We start from the raw sequence: 16,957 nt of genomic DNA, 5'->3' as shown, positions 1-16,957 counted from the left end.
TACGGGCCGGCGGGTCAGAGCAGTGCGGGCACCTCGGCCGTCAGGGTGGCCGGGCCGCCGTCCGCCGGGGCGTCGAGCACGGCCGGCACACCGAGCGGGACCGTCAGCCCGGTCGGGCCGTGCCCGAAGCCCAGCTCCTCGACGACCGGTACGCCCAGCGGCCCGAGCCGGTCGGCGAGCACCGCCCGTACCTTCTCGTACGGTCCGCACCCCGCCCAGGACCCGCAGGCCACCCCTGCGACGCCGTCGAGCGCCCCGGCCCGCAGCAGCTGGGTGAGGATGCGGTCGAGGCTGTACGGGTCCTCGGTGGTGTCCTCGATGACGAGCAGCCCGCCCCGGGCCGAGGTGCGGGCGTGCGGGGTGCCGAGGTCGGCGGCGAGCAGGCTCACACAGCCGCCGTAGGTGATGCCGCGGGCCCGGCCCGGCACCAGCGCCCGCGCCTCCTCCAGGCCCGACGTCAGCACGGTCTCCGGCTCGAACAGGGCGGCCCGCAAGGACTCCTGGGTGCGCGGGTCCTTGAGGAAGGCCTCCGTCCCCACCATGGGCCCGTGCAGGGTGGCGAACCCGGCCCGCAGCGCGAACGCCTCGTGGAGCACGGTGATGTCGCTGTAGCCGACGAACACCTTGGGCCCCGCATCGCGCACCGCCGCCCAGTCCACCAGGTCGACCATGCGGTGCGCCCCGTACCCGCCGCGCGCGCAGATCACCGCGTCGACGGACGGGTCGCACCAGGCGTCCACGAGGTCCCGGGCGCGCCCCTCGTCCGTACCGGCGAGGTAGTCCAACTCCCGGTGCACGTCGAGCACATGGGGCATCGGCACGGGGTCGAGGCCCCAGCCGCGCAGGATGTCGAGGCCGGGCTCCAGGCGGTCGGCGGGTACGGGTCCGCTCGGGGACACGACGGCGACCCGGGCGCCCGTGCGCAGCCGGGCGGGGCGGGCCAGCGGGGCGAGCGTCACTCCGTCAGCTCCAGGCGTGCCACGTCCGGGCGGTCGAAGCCGAACACCTGGGCGTACAGGGAGAGTTCCGACTCGACCGCGTCGATCATGGTGTCGGCGCGCCGGAATCCGTGGCCCTCGCCCGGGTAGGTGCGGTACGCGTGCGGGATGCCGCGCCCCTCGACGGCGGCGAGGAAGCGTTCGCACTGCACGGGCGGGCAGATCGGGTCGTCCTCCCCCTGGAGCAGCAGGAACGGCACGGCGAGCCGGTCGGTGCGGCTGACCGGGGAGCGTTCGCGGTAGCGCTCGGGGACCTCGGCGAGCGGTCCCACCAGCGACTCCAGGTAGCGGGACTCGAAGTCGTGGGTCTCGTCGGTGCCCCAGCCGGTCAGGTCGAGGATGGGGTAGGTGATGGTGCCGCAGGCGTAGACGTCGGTGCCGGTCAGCGAGGCGGCGGTGGTCCAGCCGCCGGCGCTGCCGCCGCGGATGGCGAGCCGGTGCGGGTCGGCGGTGCCCTCGGCGGCGAGCGCCCCTGCGACGGCGGCGCAGTCCTCGACGTCCACGACGCCCCACTGCTCGCGCAGCCGGTTGCGGTAGGCCCTGCCGTATCCGGTGGAGCCGCCGTAGTTGACCTCGGCGACTCCGATGCCGCGTGAGGTGAAGTAGGCGATCTCCAGGTCCAGGACGAGCGCGGCATGGCCGGTGGGGCCGCCGTGGGCCCACACCACGTAGGGCGGGAGTTCGTCCGCAGGCCCGGTGCGCTCGGGGTTGCGCGGCGGGTGGACCTGGGCGTGGATCTCGCGTCCGCCGGGTCCGCTGAAGGTGCGGACGACGGGTTCGGGGTAGTACGCGGGGTCGACCGCGTCCTCGTGCGGGGCGCCGATGATCCGGGTGTGCCCGGTCGCCGTGTCCAGTTCCACGATCTCGTACGCGCTGTGCGGGCTCGCGGCGATGCCGGCGACCCTGCTGCCCTGCACGGTGAGTGTCGGGGCCCACTCGGTCCAGGGCCCGGCGATGTCCACGAGGTCGCCGGTCTCCGGGTCGAGGATGCCGAGCGTGGTGGGGCCCTTGCCGTGGAGGGTGGCGATCAGCCCGTTCTCCAGGGGGCGGAACCAGACGAGCCCGATCTTCCACAGCGGTCCGGCGAACTCCTCCTCCCGGGCGCAGAGCGCGACCGGCTCGCCGCCGTCCGGGTCGAGGCGGTAGAGGTTCCACCAGCCGCTGCGATCGCTCGCGAGGAGGAGCTGCCCGTCGGCGGTCCACTGGATCTGCGGCACGGACTCGTCCGGGCCGCCGGCGAGGGTGCGGGCGTCGCGGAAGGTGCCGTCGTCCGCGATGCCGGCGACCACGACCTCGGTGCCGTCCCAGGGCATGCGCGGGTGGTCCCAGCCGATCCAGGCGGCGCGCCGCCCGTCGGGCGAGACCTCGGGCCCGGTGACGAACCGGTGCCGCTCCTCGGTGAGTTCACGTACGGCGGACCGGTCGTCGGCCGCCGATCCGTCGAGCGGTACGGCGGCGGCGACCCGGCGCAGTGCGGTGGGCGCGTCGCCGGTGAACTCCTCCAGGACGCACCAGACCTCACCGGCCGGCCCCTGGCCGGGGCGCAGGCGCGGGTCGGCCCAGCGCAGTCCGCCGCCGAGGGCGGAGACGGGGGTCAGCGGCCACGGCTCGCGAGGGCCGTCGGGTTCGTAGGCGTACAGCCGCTGGTCGGCGAAGTGGACGAAGACGATCAGCGGTCCGCCCTCGGCCCGTTCGGTGCCGGCCCAGGGCTGTCCGCCGTATTCGATGACGCGGCTGCGGACGTTCCAGGGGGCGGGCAGTTCGGTGGTGGTGCCGTCCGCCGTCCGGCGGACCAGGGCGCGCCGGCCCGCTTCGGCCGGGCGCGGCTCCGTCCACCACAGCTCGTCGCCGACCGCGCCGGCGTACTCGGGGCGGCCGTCGTGGGAGGCGGCCAGCGCGGCGTCGATCGGCGAGGGCCAGCTTCCGTGGGACTGTGTGGTTGCCATGTGTGTGAGTCTCCCCCGGGTGGTTCAGGCGGTGCGCAGATAGTGGTCCAGGACCCGGACGCCGAAGTGCAGCGCGTCGACGGGAACCCGCTCGTCCACGCCGTGGAAGAGGGCCTGGTAGTCGAAGCCGACGGGCAGTTTCAGCGGCGAGAATCCGTAGCCGGTGATGCCGAGCCGGGAGAACTGCTTGGCGTCGGTGCCGCCGGACATGCAGTACGGCACGACGTGCCCGTCGGGGTCGAACCGCTCGACGGCGGCACGGAGTTTCGCGTACGTGGGCGAGTCGACGGGGGCCTGGAGGGCGACCTCGCGGTGGTGGAACTCCCAGTCGACCGAGGGGCCGGTGAGCCGGTCCAGGGTGGCCCGGAACTCCTCGTCGCCGCCGGGGACGGTCCGCCCGTCGATGTAGGCGGTGGCGTGGCCCGGGATGACGTTGACCTTGTAGCCGGCGTCCAGCATCGTCGGGTTGGAGCTGTTGCGGACGGTCGGGGCGATGAGGGCGGCGGCCGGTCCGATCTTGCCGAGGAGTTCGTCGACGTCGAAGCCGGGGGCGTCGAGGTCGGGGTGGATGCCGTGGAGCGCGGCGATCTCGGTGAGGGCCGCCCGGACCGTCGGGGTGAGTCGGACGGGCCACTCGTGTTCGCCGATGCGGGCGACGGCGGCGGCGACCGCGCTGACGGCGTTGGCGCGGTTGACCTTGGAGCCGTGGCCCGCTTTGCCGTGGGCGGTGAGCTTGAGCCATCCGGTGCCGCGCTCGCCGGCCGCGACGGGGTAGAGCGGCATGTTCGGGCCGGCGTGGAAGGTGAAGGCGCCGGACTCGCTGATGCCCTCCGTACAGCCTTCGAAGAGGGCGGCGTGCCGGTAGGCGAGGAAGCCGGAGCCGTCGTCGGCGCTGGCCTCCTCGTCGGCGGTGTACGCGATGACGATGTCGCGGCGGGGGCGGATGCCGGCCCGGGCCCAGAACCGGACGACGGCCAAGACCATCGCGTCCATGTTCTTCATGTCGATGGCGCCGCGCCCCCAGACGGTGCCGTCGCGCACCTCGCCGGAGAAGGGGTGCACGGTCCAGTCGGCGGCCTCTGCGGGCACCACGTCCAGGTGGCCGTGGACCAGGAGCGCGGGGGCGGTGGGGTCGGTGCCGGGGATGCGGGCGACCACGTTGGTGCGGCCGGGGGTGCGCTCCAGGAGTGCGGGTTCGAGTCCGGTGGCGGCGAGACGTTCGGCGACGTACTCGGCGGCGGGGCGTTCGCGGCAGTCGCCGTCGCCCCGGTTGGTGGTGTCGATGCGGATCAGTTCCGAGGTGAACGTCACCGATTCGTCGAGCGCGAGGGCGTCGACGGAGTCCTGGGGGGCGGTCGCCTCAGCCATACTGCTCCTCCACGGCGGACGACACGATCGTCGTCACCGCCTTGAACGTGCGGATACCTTCGTACATCGTCGCGCTGGTGTAGGCGACACGCCTCTCGCCGCTGGGCGCGACACCGGGTACGACGGTGGCCGCCCCGGCCAGGTGCTCGGCGTCGAACTCCAGCTCCACGGTGAACGGCCCGCCCTCGACCGGCGTGTACCGGCCGGCCAGCGGGACGGCCTGCTCGGCGGCGGCCCGGATGTCGGCGGCGGTGCGGGCGGGGGTGCGGCAGACGGCGGCGTAGCGCGACACGTGGTCCTTGACGGCGACCTTCCGCGCGTCGGGGGCGTACCCCTCCGCGTCCACGCAGGTCAGGTCGTCCCCGGTGACGAGGACGACGGGAACGCCGTACTCGGCGGCGACATGGGCGTTGAGCAGTCCCTCGCTCGCCCGGACCCCGTTCAGCCAGACCCCGGTGATTGAGTTGGCGAGGTAGGTGTGGGCGAGGACGCCTTCCGTGCCGGCGCCCGTGTGGTAGCCGATGAAGGCGACGGCGTCGACGTCCCCGTGCTGGATGCCCTCGACCATGCTGAGCGACTTGTGCTTGCCGGTGAGCGTCTGGACGCGGTCGTCCAGCTTCTCCAGCAGGAGGTTGCGCATGGACCAGTGGGCCTCGTTGATCAGCACCTCGTCCGCTCCCCCGTCGTAGAAGCCGAGGGCGGCGGCGTTGACGTCGGAGGTGAACAGGGAGCGGCACCGCTCCCACTGCGGTGTGCCGGGCAGCACATCGGCCGGCCAGGTCACGCCGGTGGCGCCTTCCATGTCGGCGCTGACGAGGATCTTCATGCGGCCACACGCTACGCGCCACAGAACGCGCAGGCCAGGGCTGCCCGGACCTCCACAGGTCCACTCCAATGACGCCCCCGGCGACCGGTGCGGGCCGCCGGGGGCGCCGGGGCGTCAGCGGCGCTTGGCGCCCTTCAGCAGCTTCTCGATCCGGCTGAGCTCCTTGTCCGAGAACTCCAGGTTGCGCACGGCCTCGACGCTGTTCTCCAGCTGGGCGACGCTGCTCGCGCCGACCACGGCCGAGGTGACACGGCCGCCGCGCAGCACCCAGGCCAGGGCCATCTGGGCCAGTGACTGGCCGCGCGCGGAGGCCAGTTCGTCCAGTTCGCGCAGCCGCGCCACCAGGTCGGGGGTGACCGCGTCGGCCGACAGGAAGGGGCTGCTGCCGGCGGCGCGGGAGCCCTCCGGGATGCCCTGGAGGTAGCGGTCGGAGAGGATGCCCTGCTCCAGCGGGGAGTAGGCGATGGAGCCGACGCCCAGCTCGTCCAGGGCCGTGAGCAGCCCGTCCTCGACCCAGCGGTCGAGCATCGAGTACCGCGGCTGGTGGATGAGCAGCGGGGTGCCGAGGTCCTTCAGGATGCGCGCGGCCTCGCGGGTCTGTTCGGGCGAGTAGTTGGAGACGCCGACGTAGAGCGCCTTGCCCTGCTGAACCGCCGAGTGGAGGGCGCCCATCGTCTCTTCGAGCGGGGTCTCCGGGTCGGGCCGGTGGGAGTAGAAGATGTCGACGTAGTCCAGGCCGAGCCGGGTGAGGCTCCGGTCCAGCGAGGCCAGGAGGTTCTTGCGCGAGCCCCACTCACCGTACGGGCCGTCCCACATCAGGTAGCCGGCCTTGGTGGAGACGATGATCTCGTCGCGGTGGGCGGCGAAGTCCGTCGCCAGCGCCCGGCCCATCGCGGTCTCGGCGGAGCCGGGCGGCGGACCGTAGTTGTTCGCCAGGTCGAAGTGGGTGATGCCGAGATCGAAGGCCCGGCGCAGGATCTCGCCCTGCGTCTGCGGTGTCCGGTCCCCGCCGAAGTTGTGCCACAGGCCGAGCGAGAGGGCCGGCAGCTTCAGGCCGCTGCGCCCGGTGCGCCGGTAGGGCATGTTCTCGTAGCGGTCGGCGGACGGGATGTACATGCGAGGCTCCACGGGAGAGACGTTCCGGTTCGCCGGACGGGGAACCGTCCGGCCTCGCCCGGCCGGGGGGACGGGCACTGCTCCAGGCTCGCTCACATCGATCCAGCAGTCCAACAGGAGATTCCGCTTGGATTCAGGACCTATATTTCTCAATCATGGAGTTGCGCCAGCTGGAACATTTCGTCGCCGTCGCCGAGGAACAGCATTTCACCCGGGCCGCCGAGCGCGTCGCCGTGTCGCAGTCCGGCCTCTCCGCGTCCGTCCGGGCGCTGGAGCAGGAGCTGCGGACCCCGCTGTTCAGCCGGACCACCCGCAGCGTACGGCTGACCGAGGCGGGGCGCGCCCTGCTGGTGGAGGCCGAACGGACCCTGGCCGGGGTGCGGGCGGCGAAGGACGCCGTCGACGCGGTACGGGGACTGCTGCGCGGCACGCTGTCGGTGGGCGTGGAGCAGTGCGTGGCTGGGTTGCGGCTGCCCCGGCTGCTCGCCGCCTTCCACCGCGCGCACCCTCACCTGGACATCCGGCTGCGCCAGGAGGGCACGGCGAGGCTGGTGGACGGGGTGGCGGGCGGCCGGCTCGACATCGCGTTCGCCGCGACGGTGAGCCCGGCGGGGTGGCGCGGCGAGCTGGTCCCGCTGGCCCGGGAGCCCATGGTGCTGCTGTGCGCGCCGGGCCACCGGCTGGCGGCGGCCGACCGGACCGGCTGGGCCGAGCTGGCCGGTGAGCCGTTCATCGACTTCCACCCGGACTTCGGGCCGCGCCGCGCGGCCGACGCGGCGTTCACGGCGGCCGGGGTGCGCCGCACGGTGGCCTTGGAGGTGACCGACGTACACAGCCTCCTGGAGCTGGTGCACGAGCAGTTGGGCATCGCGGTCGTGCCGCACCACTTCTCCCGCAAGCCCGAGGCGCGGGGGCTGGCGGCCGTGCGGCTCGACGGGGCGGGCGAGGCGTTCTACGAGAGCGTCGTGGTCCTTCCCGAGGCGCGGGCCATGAGCCCGGGGGCGCGGGCCCTCATGGCGCTGGTACGGGAGGAGAACGCGCGCTGAACCGGCCGGCTCAGCCGCCCAGCGCCTCACGGACACCTCGACCGCCTCCGGCGGCCGGTGCGTGCCGGGGTCAGCCGGCGGCCAGCACGAACCACCTCGCCGGCAGGTCGATCCTGGTCCCGTCGGGCAGCGTCTCGGTCTGCGGCAGGACCGTGTCCCCGCTGTCCAGGGTGGTCAGCCCGGCCGCCCTCAGCAGCTCGGGGACCTCCTCCTCGGCGGCGCTCGCCGGCTTGAGCCCGTGCTCGAAGACCCGGCGCAGCTTCACCGGCGGCCCGTCCGGGCCCTGCGCGGCCCGTTGCAGCACCTCCCTGGACGCGGGTGTCAGCTCGGCGACGAAGGCCCGGCCCCGCTCCCCCAGCAGCGTCGCGACGGCCGCGGCGACGGCCGGCCGGGCCTCGGGGTCGCTCTGGTGGATCACGGCCCGCATGTAGACGTTCGTGTCACCGATCCGCTCGTGCAGGGCGCGCACGGCGGCGGCGTCGGTCAGGTCGAGCTGGGCGAACTCGGCGGCCTGCCCGGGGTCGGCCCGCCGGGCGTGGTCGATCGCCGCGTGCGAGAGGTCCACCCCGATCGCCCGGGCGAACAGGGTGGCCAGATGGCGGGTCTGCGTACCGTTGCCGCAGCCGAGGTCGACCACGGGCAGCGTGGCGTCCGCGTACGGCAGGAGCAGCCGGCTGTGGGGTATGGCGCTCAGCCCCGCCTCCGCGTCCCAGATCGCCTCGCCGGGCTCGTCCGACGTGGCCGACCAGTACCCTTCCCACGCCTCGCGGTATCGCTCCGACACACCCATGCGCCCTCCCAAGTCCCTTGCCGGCCAATTGCTCTGCTCAGCCAGTGACTACTGCCCACAGGTGGGCCGGGGCAAGAGTGCGGACCGTATCCCGGCGGAGAACGGCCGTCGGTTCACCAGCCGTTCGGCCGGGGGCGGGGGAATCGGGAGAGTGCCAGCTCGAACCAGACGGTCTTGCCGCGGGCCGTGCCACTGGTGCCCCACTCGCGGGCGAGGCTGCTCACCACCATGAGGCCGCGCCCAAATTCGTCGCTGTCGGTGACGCCGAGGAGCGAGGCAGGGGCGGGCTCGTCGTCGCTGACCTCGCACAGCAGCGCGCCCGTGCGGACGAGACGGAGTCCGATGTGATGGGTGCGGCCGTGCTTGACGGCGTTGGTCACGAGCTCGCTGACCATCAGCTCGGCCGCCTCCACGGCGTCGGGCAGCTCCCAGTCGAGCAGCTTGCCGCGCACCAGGCGGCGGGCCCGGGAGACCTCGCGCGGGTCGAGGGCGAGCTGCCACTCCGCGACGTCGTCGTCCTCGATCCCGTTGAGCCGGGCCATCAGCAGGGCGACGTCGTCCTTGCGGCCGCCGCGGGGGTTCAGGGCGCGGATGATGGTGTCGCAGGCGTCGTCCATCGACGCGGCGGGGTGGGCGGCCGAGGCGCAGAGCGCGGCGAGCCCGGCCCCGATGTCCTGACCGCGCACCTCGACCAGGCCGTCCGTGCACAGGACCAGCCGGTCGCCGGGGCGCACCCGCACGGTGGCGGTCTCGAAGGCGACCTTGCCGACGCCGATCGGCGCCCCGGTCGGCAGCTCCAGGAGCTCCGCCCGGCCGTCCTCGGCGCGGACCAGGACCGGCGGGATGTGGCCCGCGTTGGCGATCTGGAGCTCGTTGCCGATGGGGTCGTAGACGGCGTAGAGGCAGGTCGCGAGGTACTGCTCGCCGAGGCGCTGGGCCAGGTCGTCCAGGTTGCGCAGGAGTTGGGCCGGTGGCAGCTCCATGGTGGCCATGGTCAGGACGGCGGTACGCAACTGGCCCATCATTGCTGCCGAGTTGAGCCCGTGTCCCATCACGTCCCCGACGACGAGCGCGGTCCGTGAGCCGGGGAGTTTCACCGAGTCGAACCAGTCGCCGCCGATCCGGCCGAGCCGGGTGCCCGGCAGGTAGCGGGTGGCGATGTCACAACCGGCCATGCGGGGTTCGACGTTGGGCAGCATGCTGTCCTGGAGCGTCTCCGCGACGTTCTCCTGGTACGTGTACATGCGGGCGTTGTCGAGGACGAGCCCGGCCCGGGCCGCGAGTTCGGCGCCGGTGGTGCGGTCCATGTCGTCGAACGGCTCCCGGCCGGGGCGGCGCATCAGCACCATGAAGCCGAGCACCACGTCGCGGGCCTTGAGCGGCACGATGAGCAGCGAACGGTGGGTGATCAGCGGCCGCAGGTCGCGCTTCTCGAACTCGCCCGAGATCCGGTTGCTCAGCTCCTCGCTGACGTAGGGCACGATGACCGGCTCGCCGGTGACCATGCACTGGAAGAACGGGGTGTGCTCGGGGAAGGCGATGGATTCGCCGACGGGCACGGTGTCGTCCCAGCGGCCCGGTTCGTCGTTGTGCTCGACCCAGACGCGGTGCCAGATCGTGGTGACGTCGGGCGGCCCGTCGGGGAAGCCCTCACCGGCCAGGACGGCGGCGCGCAGATGCGTACCGGCGAAGTCGGAGAAGCGGGGTACGGCGGCGCTGGTGACCTCGCGGATGGTGCGTTCGAGGTCGAGGGAGGTGCCGATGCGGCCGCTGACCTCGTTGAGGAATTCCAGCCGCTCCCGGACCGCCGCGTATTCGAGGTCCAGCTCGGGCCTGGGCACGGCGCGCGGGGCGGCCGCCTCCTCGGTGGTGTGCCCCTCCTCGTGCACCGGCAGGACTCCGGCGCGCTTCGGCACACCCCAGTCGGGGGTGACGGGGATGCGGTCGTGGTGGCTGAACTCCAGGACCGGGTAGCCCAGTTCGAGGACCTGGGAGACGATCCTCGTGGCCTCCTGGACGCTCATGTTCGGCAGGATCTCCGGCAGCCGCGCCGACAGCTCCTGGTAGCCCGGGAAGTCGGTGTGCAGGGCGAATCCGGGTGCGATCGTCCGGGCCCGGGAGTCCTCGCCGTCTTCCGCGCCCCGCAGTTGCGCGCGGTCGGCGGCCAGCACGAGCAGCCGCTCCGGACCGGGTCCGACGAGCGGATAGGCCCACCACAGCACGTCGATCCGGCCGCGGCCCGGCTCGCCCAGCCGGGCGCGCCCCGCCGCCGGGTAGGCGAAGTCGCCGCTCAGCGAGCTGTCGAGCGCGGGCCCCGGATCGGCGTGCGCCCCGTCCGCCGAAAAAACGCCGACCGGGGACAACACGCCGGAGACCGGGAGGAGTTCACCGGCCGGGCAGCCCACCGCCTCCTCGCGGGTGACCCCGAAGAGCTTTCTCGCACCGGTCGACCAGTGCGAGACGAGTCCGTCCGTGTCGACGACGACCACGGCCAGCGGCACCCGGCCCGCCGCGCTGTCACGCGGCTGTGGTGTCCTCTGCGGCGGCACACCGAGGTCCATGAGGGGAAGGCTCCTTCCTCACCGCTGCGTTCCGCGGCGCGTGACTCCACGGTACGGGGCCGCGACCGGCGTCCGTGGGTCATCGGCGGAATCACCCACGGGGGTGGTGCGCCCGGCGCACCCGGCGGCGCACCACCCCCTCGCGGCCCGGGTGTTCAGTCCTCGTGCCCCAGCTGGAGGTCGCGCTCGGTGCGCCCGCCGCCCGCGACCTGCAGGACGGTGGCCACCGGCGGGTAGCCGGCCGCGATCACGGTGTACTCGCCGGTGGACAGGTCGACGAACCGGAACGCCCCGTCCGGGCCGGTGGTCACGGTGTCCACGACGTTGCCGGCCGCGTCCAGGAGCGTGACGCGGGCGTCCTCGACGGGCCGTCCGGCACTGGCCCGGACGACGCCGCGCAGCACGGCGCCGCCGGCCAGCTCGATGTCCTGCCGGGTCTCCCTGGCCGCCTGCACGCTGATCGGTAGCGCGGCGGGCCGGAACGCCGGGGCGGAGGCCGCGAGGGTGTACTCGCCCGCCACCAGCTCGGTGATCACGTAACCGCCCTCGCGGCCGCTGCGCGTGGAGGCGACGACCTCGCCGCGTACGTCGGTCAGGGTGACGGCCGCGTCCCGCACGGGTACACCGTCGGCGGTCACCACGGTGCCGGCTAGCCGGCCCGCGCCGCCGAGCACCACGTCGAGTTCGACGGGCCGTTCGCCGACGGTGACGCTGACGGCCTGCGGCTGGTGCCCTCCGGCAGCGGCGATCAGGACGTACGAGCCGGCGCCCGGCACGCTGAGCGCGTACCGCCCCTCCTCGCCACTGGCGCCCCGGCCGACCTGCTGGCCCTGGACGTCGATGAGGGTGAGGGCGGCTCGCGGGACCTTCGTACCGTCCGGGTGTTGGACGCTGCCGCAGACCGGGACCCCGGAGAGGTACCCGGCGGAGGTGACGCCGGGGTCGGTGCGGGCGGAGGGGATCGAGGCGGGCTCGGTGGCGGTGGTTTCGGAACTGTGGGACACCAGCGGTTTCTCCTTGAGGAAGAAGGCGAAGAACAGGCCGACCACGAGGACCGGCACGAGGTAGAGGAAGATCCGGGGCATCGCGTCGGCGTACGCCTGGATGTAGGCGTCCCGCAGGGCGGGCTCCATCGCGTGCACCAGCTGCGGGCTGATCGACTCGGGGTCGGGGAGGCCCGCACCGGAGGGCAGCCGCACGGCGAGCGCGTCGGCCAGTCGCCCGGCGAACAGGGTGCCGAAGACGGCGGCGCCGACGCTGCCGCCGATCTGCCGGAAGTAGTTGTTGGCGCTGGTCGCGGTGCCGAGGTCGGCGGGGCGTACGGAGTTCTGCACGGCGAGGACCAGCACCGGCATGATGAGCCCGATCCCGAGGCCGAGGACCGCCTGCGCGATGCTGTATTCGAAGCGCGGGGTGTCGGTCTCCAGCCGGGACAGCAGCCACATGCCCACCGCCGAGATCGCGCAGCCGGCGATCGGGTAGACGCGGTAGCGCCCGGTACGGGAGATGAGCTGGCCGGAGACGACCGAGGCGCCGACGATGCCGCCCATCATGGGGAGCATCAGCAGCCCGGACTCGGTGGCGCTCGCCCCGTCGACCATCTGGAGGAAGGTCGGCAGATAGCTGGCCGCGCCGAACAGCGCGACGCCGACGACTGCGCCGACCAGGGCCGTGACGTTGAAGATCGAGTCGCGGAACAGCCGCAGCGGGATGATCGGTTCGGCGGCGCGGCGCTCGACCACGAGGAACAGCAGAGTCGTTCCGGCAGCCCCGGCCGCCAGCCCCAGGATGGTGCCCGAGCCCCAGGCGTACTCCGTACCGCCCCAGCTGGTCAGCAGCACCAGGCAGGTGGAGGCGGTGGCGAGCAGGGCGGCGCCGAGGATGTCGAGCCGGGGCCGGACGGTGGGCCTGGGGAGCTTCAGGACGACGGTGATGACGCCGAGGGTGACCAGGCCGAATGGCACGTTGATGTAGAAGCACCAGCGCCAGGAGGCGTGGTCGGTGAAGAAGCCGCCGAGCAGCGGGCCCGCCACGGAGGCGAGTCCGAAGGCCGCGCCGATGAGCCCCATGAACCGGCCGCGCTCGCGGGGCGGCACCACGTCCGCGATGATCGCCTGGACGCCGATCATGAGCCCGCCGCCGCCGACGCCCTGGAGGGCCCGGAAGGCGATCAGCTGGTCCATGGTGCGGGACCAGCCGGCCAGCGCGGAGCCGACGACGAAGACGACGATGGCGAACTGGAAGACGCCCTTGCGCCCGAAGAGGTCACCGAGCTTGCCGTAGACCGGCAGTCCGATGGTGGAGGCGAGCAGATAGGCGGTGACCGCCCAGGACATCTTCTCCAGGCCGTGCAGCTCGCCGACGATCTTCGGGAGCGCGGTGGCGACGATCATCTGGTCGAGCGCCGCGAGCAGGAGCGTGAGCATCAGCCCGACGAAGATCAGACGGATGCGTCGGGGGTCCGTCGCGGTGTCACCGGACGCGCCGCCGGCGGTGACTTTTGTCGCGGCGGGAGGCGGCGGGGGCGGCGCGGCCTCGGGCGCCGCCTCGGCGCCCCCCGGTCCGCCCGGTTCGTCCTCCACCAGAGTGATGCCACCCACCACGTGCCGCTCCCCTCGTCGCGCTGCCGCCCATTTCTCGCATCGTGCGACAAGCGAGGGCAAACGCGACGGGGGGCGCTGACGGCGCACTCAGGGGGCGTATCCCCCGGTGGGAGCCACTACGGCGCACAACTGCCCCGCCGCAAAGACCACCCGAACCGGTGAGGCCGGGCAGCGTGACCGAGGGTCAGTTCTCGACCACTGCGGCGAGGTTCTGCAGCAGCTCGTCGTAGATGCGGCCGAGCCCCTTGGGCGCGAAGGTCTTCTCGAAGAAGCCGCCGATACCCCCGGCGCCGTTCCACACGGTCGAGACGACGGCCTTGGACTTCCCCTCGCCGGCGGGGGTGACGGTCCAGGTGGTGACCATCGAGGAGTTGCGGTCCTTCTCCACCAGCTGTCCGTCGGTCGGCTCGCTGACGTCGAGCAGGCAGTCGCGCACGCGCTTGCTGGTGGCCTGGAGCTTCCAGTGGACGAGAGTGCCCTCGCCGTCGCCGCCCTCGCGCACCTCGTACTCACTGAAGTGCGCGGGCAGCACCTTGCCCCGGACGTCCTTGTAGTCGGCCAGCGCGTCGAACACCGCCTCCGCGTCCGCCGCGATGATCCGCTCCGTCGTGGCTTCGACCTGCGCCATGGCTGTTCCTCCAGCACTCGGTTCTTCAGGGGTGTGCTGAGCCAACCACCTCCGGTGTCCGGCTCAAAATCCGGTCCGGGACGAAGGGGAGGAAACGATCAAGGGAACAAGTGTTCTATTCTCGGTCGAGAGCTACCGAGGAGGCGTCCATGCGCTGGGACAATCTGGCTGAAGACAACGCCAACCACCCCACAGGCAGTACGGGTGCGCTCTTCGCCGCGGACGCGGTGACGACCCGCACCTTCGACACCCCGGAATTCAGGGGCGTCACCTTCCACGAGATCCGGGCCCGCTCGATCGTGAACCGGGTGCCGGGCGCCTCCCGGATGCCGTTCGAGTGGACCGTGAACCCGTACCGCGCGGCTGCACCCACGCCTGCTTGCACTTCACTGCATGACCCTATTAAGCCCCGGGAGGGCCGATGCTCAGCACTCCTAAAGCAGACAGGGCCTGGAAAGTCATGACAAAGTCATTCCCGGCTCCGGAGGCGCCAGGCCAGCATGCCGCCCCGAGCGAGGCGGAGAGGACGGCTTACACCGTGCTGCTGCGTGAACCGACTGCGCGCTCAGGCGGCGCCGACGCGAGTCAGTGGCTGCTGCTGCGCGACCGCACAGCGAAGCGCCTGTAACGACGCACCAGCAGCAGCCACTTCGGGAACACGCCAGTCGCCCAAGACGCCGTCGAGGCAGTCCTGTACAGGCCGGTACCGAACCAGCCTGCGGACCATCGCCCCGCGAGCCCCGGACAGCCCCTGCGGCTCCCGTGATGCTCACCGCGGCGCCTCCGTGTGGACGCTCAGGTCAGCGTTGGCCGCCTGTGTCGTCGCGCTCTTCGTCGACTGGGAGTGGCCGCCGGTCGCCCCCGGGGTTCTCGCTACAGATGACCGCGGAGGATGCTTCTCGGAAGTTGCACCTGAGCCGCTGTTCTGACGGCGCATCATATCGTGGGAAGGCCGGGTGACCGGCCCTCCCACCCGCAGATACGTCGGCGTCGCCGGCGCGGTCAGCCCATCCCCGGGTGCGGCTCGATCCGTACCGATCGCGGATCGAACGGCGCCCTGCCCGGACGGCCGGGCAGAAGCGCTACCGTGGCCAGCGTCACGACAACCGCGCGCTGCCGGTCCAGCGCCAGATCCTTCCAGGCCTTGGCCGGATCTTCGGCGGTCACGATGTCCACCAGGATGCGCGACCGCTGCGGGTGCGCCATCTGCGCCTCGACGTCAGCCAGCCGGGCCTTGATTCTACGGGTAGCGGCCTTGAATTCGGCGGCGTCCGCATCGTCGTCATCCGCGAACTCGTCGGTCAGAACCCTGATTCGGGACCGCAGGGCAACGGCCTTCGCCCGCAGCTTCTCCGTCCCCGGTGCGCTCTCGTCGACGAGAAGATCGACGGCGTCGGGGCGCGACAGGCGCCGGATCACGTACTCCTCGACGGTAAGGTCGATCGGTTCCGTACCGCGCGCCAAGTGCTTCGTCTTCCGGCACCGGTACAGCGGCGTCGTGAGCCCCCGCGTGCCTTTCGGGCCACCCCGTGACCCGGACGTCACGGTCGTCCCGTCGTCGCAGACACCGCACCGGGCGATGCCTGACAGCAGCCACCGCCTTCCCGGTCCCGGGCTTGTCGCCCGGCTCTGGTCCTCAAGGACGTGCTTCGCCTCCCGCCATATGGCCTCGTCCACGATGACCGGCCACTTCCCCGGGTGCAGCTCGCCGCGGTACTGACGCAGCCCTGCGTAGCGCTCGTTCAGGAGTACGCCGCGGATGGCGTTGTATGACCAGGGTTTGCCGTTGCGGTTGAGGATGCCCCGCTTGTTGAGGTCGGCGGCCATGCCGGAGAGGGTCGCTCCGGCGAGTAGCGCGTGAAAGCAGTCCTTGACCTCGGCGGCCTCGTCTTCGACAAGTTCCGTGCCGTCTGCGGTGTAACCGAAGCAACGCGGCCCGGTCGGCGGCAGGCCGCGCTCGACGCGCTGGCGCATCTCCCGCTGTTCCCGCTCCGACATCTGCTCGACCTCGAACGTGTCTACCTCGCCGAGGAGGCCGGCGAGGAGGCGGCCAGCGGCCGTCGTGAGGTCCAACTCGGGGCCCTTGACGCACAGCACGGACACCTCGTGCTTGCGGAGGATTTCGATTCCCTCGGCCCGTTCGCGCCGGTTCCGCCAGAGCCGGCCGAGCATGTAGACGATGATGACGTCGACTTCGTCGCGCTGTACGGCAGCCATGAGGAGCTCGTACTGGGGACGGTGCTTGCCGTGGGTGGCCGACTTGTCGTTGTCCCGGAAGCGGCGCCCCTGGAGGGGGATTCCGCGCCGTTCGGCCAACTCTGCGGTGTCCTCGCCTTGACGGATGACACCGTCTTCGTCGCCATCATCCGCCTTGCTGATGCGCTCGTATGACGCACCCTTACTAAACGGGGTCATAGATTGAAGTATAGGTACAGGTCGGGGCATCCAGGTTGAGCCCACCCCGCCCCCAGAACTCCGTGCCCGGCTCCACCTGGACATCCGGGGCCTTCGCGGCGTGCGCGTGGTGGGCGCCAAGCCCTTCGAGCTGGCGGTCCGCTTCGCGCTCGGGACCGCCCAGGAGCGGGAGTTCTTCGTGGGGGTGGCCGAACACGCGGACACCGGACCGGTCAGTCTCTGGATCTACCCCGACAAGGACGACGTTGCTCGCGCCGCGGCCGCGCTGCAGAAACAAGACATGCCGCTTTTCGGCAGCCTGGGCATCGGTGTCGAGAGCGAGGGCACCGCCGCACCCTGCACCGCCTTGTCCGAAGGCCCAGCACCGCCATCTGACAGCTCTCAGGGTTGGATGGCGGGTCGTTGAGGCCGCTGCCGAGACAGGATGCGGGTGGACGACTCGCCTTGAGCCCTACAGCCCACCGAACTTGTGCGATGTGAACGCATGTCGACGCGGCGCGGTTCGCCGCCTGGTGTCAGCGGCCTGGGCTATGAGAGGGCGGTAAGTGACGTCCTGCCCGTTTCGCGCTTGCTGCTGGGGCTGGTGGCGGCCTCTCCGGGTGGTTATGGCCGTGGCTGGGTGAACAATCCTTGCCTGAGCTCGACCAGGATCCTGCGCTC

Annotated in this window: 12 protein-coding genes and 1 pseudogene; 3 read left to right on the top strand and 10 right to left on the bottom strand. The window is 72.1% G+C overall.

Translation table 11 applies throughout. From position 1 onward, the window contains the following. Window positions 1–14: 14 nt before the first annotated feature. The 5 genes from E6P78_RS15440 to E6P78_RS15420 form a co-directional block, all read right to left on the bottom strand. Window positions 15–959: an LD-carboxypeptidase gene (locus E6P78_RS15440; protein WP_136204161.1), complete on the bottom strand. Its 945-nt coding sequence runs from the start codon at window positions 957–959 to the stop codon at window positions 15–17. Then, on the bottom strand, window positions 956–2,944 hold the full coding sequence (locus E6P78_RS15435; RefSeq protein ID WP_136204160.1) for a prolyl oligopeptidase family serine peptidase: 1,989 nt from the start codon (window positions 2,942–2,944) through the stop codon (window positions 956–958). Before E6P78_RS15435 ends, E6P78_RS15440 begins: the two co-directional genes overlap by 4 nt. Window positions 2,945–2,968: 24 nt before the next feature. Further along, on the bottom strand, window positions 2,969–4,312 hold the full coding sequence (locus E6P78_RS15430) for a M20/M25/M40 family metallo-hydrolase (protein ID WP_136204159.1): 1,344 nt from the start codon (window positions 4,310–4,312) through the stop codon (window positions 2,969–2,971). Further along, entirely contained in the window at window positions 4,305–5,138 is an 834-nt protein-coding gene (locus E6P78_RS15425) for a M55 family metallopeptidase (RefSeq protein WP_136204158.1), read from the bottom strand. The genes E6P78_RS15430 and E6P78_RS15425 overlap by 8 nt, the downstream gene beginning before the upstream one ends. 114 nt (window positions 5,139–5,252) lie before the next feature. Further along, on the bottom strand, window positions 5,253–6,254 hold the full coding sequence (locus E6P78_RS15420; protein WP_136204157.1) for an aldo/keto reductase: 1,002 nt from the start codon (window positions 6,252–6,254) through the stop codon (window positions 5,253–5,255). A gap of 155 nt (window positions 6,255–6,409) precedes the next feature. Here E6P78_RS15420 and E6P78_RS15415 point away from each other — a divergent pair, with 155 nt between their 5' ends. Continuing rightward, on the top strand, window positions 6,410–7,300 hold the full coding sequence (locus E6P78_RS15415) for a LysR family transcriptional regulator (protein WP_136204156.1): 891 nt from the start codon (window positions 6,410–6,412) through the stop codon (window positions 7,298–7,300). A 70-nt stretch (window positions 7,301–7,370) separates the two neighbouring features. On the opposite strand, the gene E6P78_RS15410 is transcribed toward E6P78_RS15415, so the two are convergent. The 4 genes from E6P78_RS15410 to E6P78_RS15395 form a co-directional block, all read right to left on the bottom strand. Beyond that, window positions 7,371–8,090: a class I SAM-dependent methyltransferase gene (locus E6P78_RS15410; RefSeq protein WP_136204155.1), complete on the bottom strand. Its 720-nt coding sequence runs from the start codon at window positions 8,088–8,090 to the stop codon at window positions 7,371–7,373. Window positions 8,091–8,203: 113 nt separating this feature from the next. After that, the gene (locus E6P78_RS15405) at window positions 8,204–10,651 is read right to left on the bottom strand and encodes a SpoIIE family protein phosphatase (RefSeq protein ID WP_136204154.1); all 2,448 of its coding nucleotides are present in this window, start codon (window positions 10,649–10,651) and stop codon (window positions 8,204–8,206) included. A 155-nt stretch (window positions 10,652–10,806) separates the two neighbouring features. Further along, a complete protein-coding gene (locus tag E6P78_RS15400; protein WP_136204153.1) occupies window positions 10,807–13,254 on the bottom strand; it encodes an MFS transporter in 2,448 nt (815 codons plus the stop codon). A gap of 184 nt (window positions 13,255–13,438) precedes the next feature. Then, entirely contained in the window at window positions 13,439–13,882 is a 444-nt protein-coding gene (locus E6P78_RS15395) for an SRPBCC family protein (protein WP_136204152.1), read from the bottom strand. Window positions 13,883–14,031: 149 nt separating this feature from the next. Between E6P78_RS15395 and E6P78_RS15390 the strand changes: the two are divergent. Then, a pseudogene (locus E6P78_RS15390) lies at window positions 14,032–14,241 on the top strand (radical SAM protein); the annotation flags it as partial. Between the two features lie 643 nt (window positions 14,242–14,884). Here the strand turns inward: E6P78_RS15390 and E6P78_RS15385 are convergent. Then, window positions 14,885–16,297: a recombinase family protein gene (locus tag E6P78_RS15385; RefSeq protein ID WP_240799226.1), complete on the bottom strand. Its 1,413-nt coding sequence runs from the start codon at window positions 16,295–16,297 to the stop codon at window positions 14,885–14,887. Between the two features lie 106 nt (window positions 16,298–16,403). On the opposite strand from E6P78_RS15385, the gene E6P78_RS15380 reads away from it, so the two are divergent. Beyond that, a complete protein-coding gene (locus tag E6P78_RS15380) occupies window positions 16,404–16,703 on the top strand; it encodes a hypothetical protein (RefSeq protein WP_136204150.1) in 300 nt (99 codons plus the stop codon). Window positions 16,704–16,957: the final 254 nt, after the last annotated feature.

It is taken from the genome of Streptomyces sp. A0958, assembly GCF_004795035.1.
Classification (GTDB): domain Bacteria; phylum Actinomycetota; class Actinomycetes; order Streptomycetales; family Streptomycetaceae; genus Streptomyces.
This window is presented reverse-complemented; position numbering and strand designations above follow the sequence as displayed.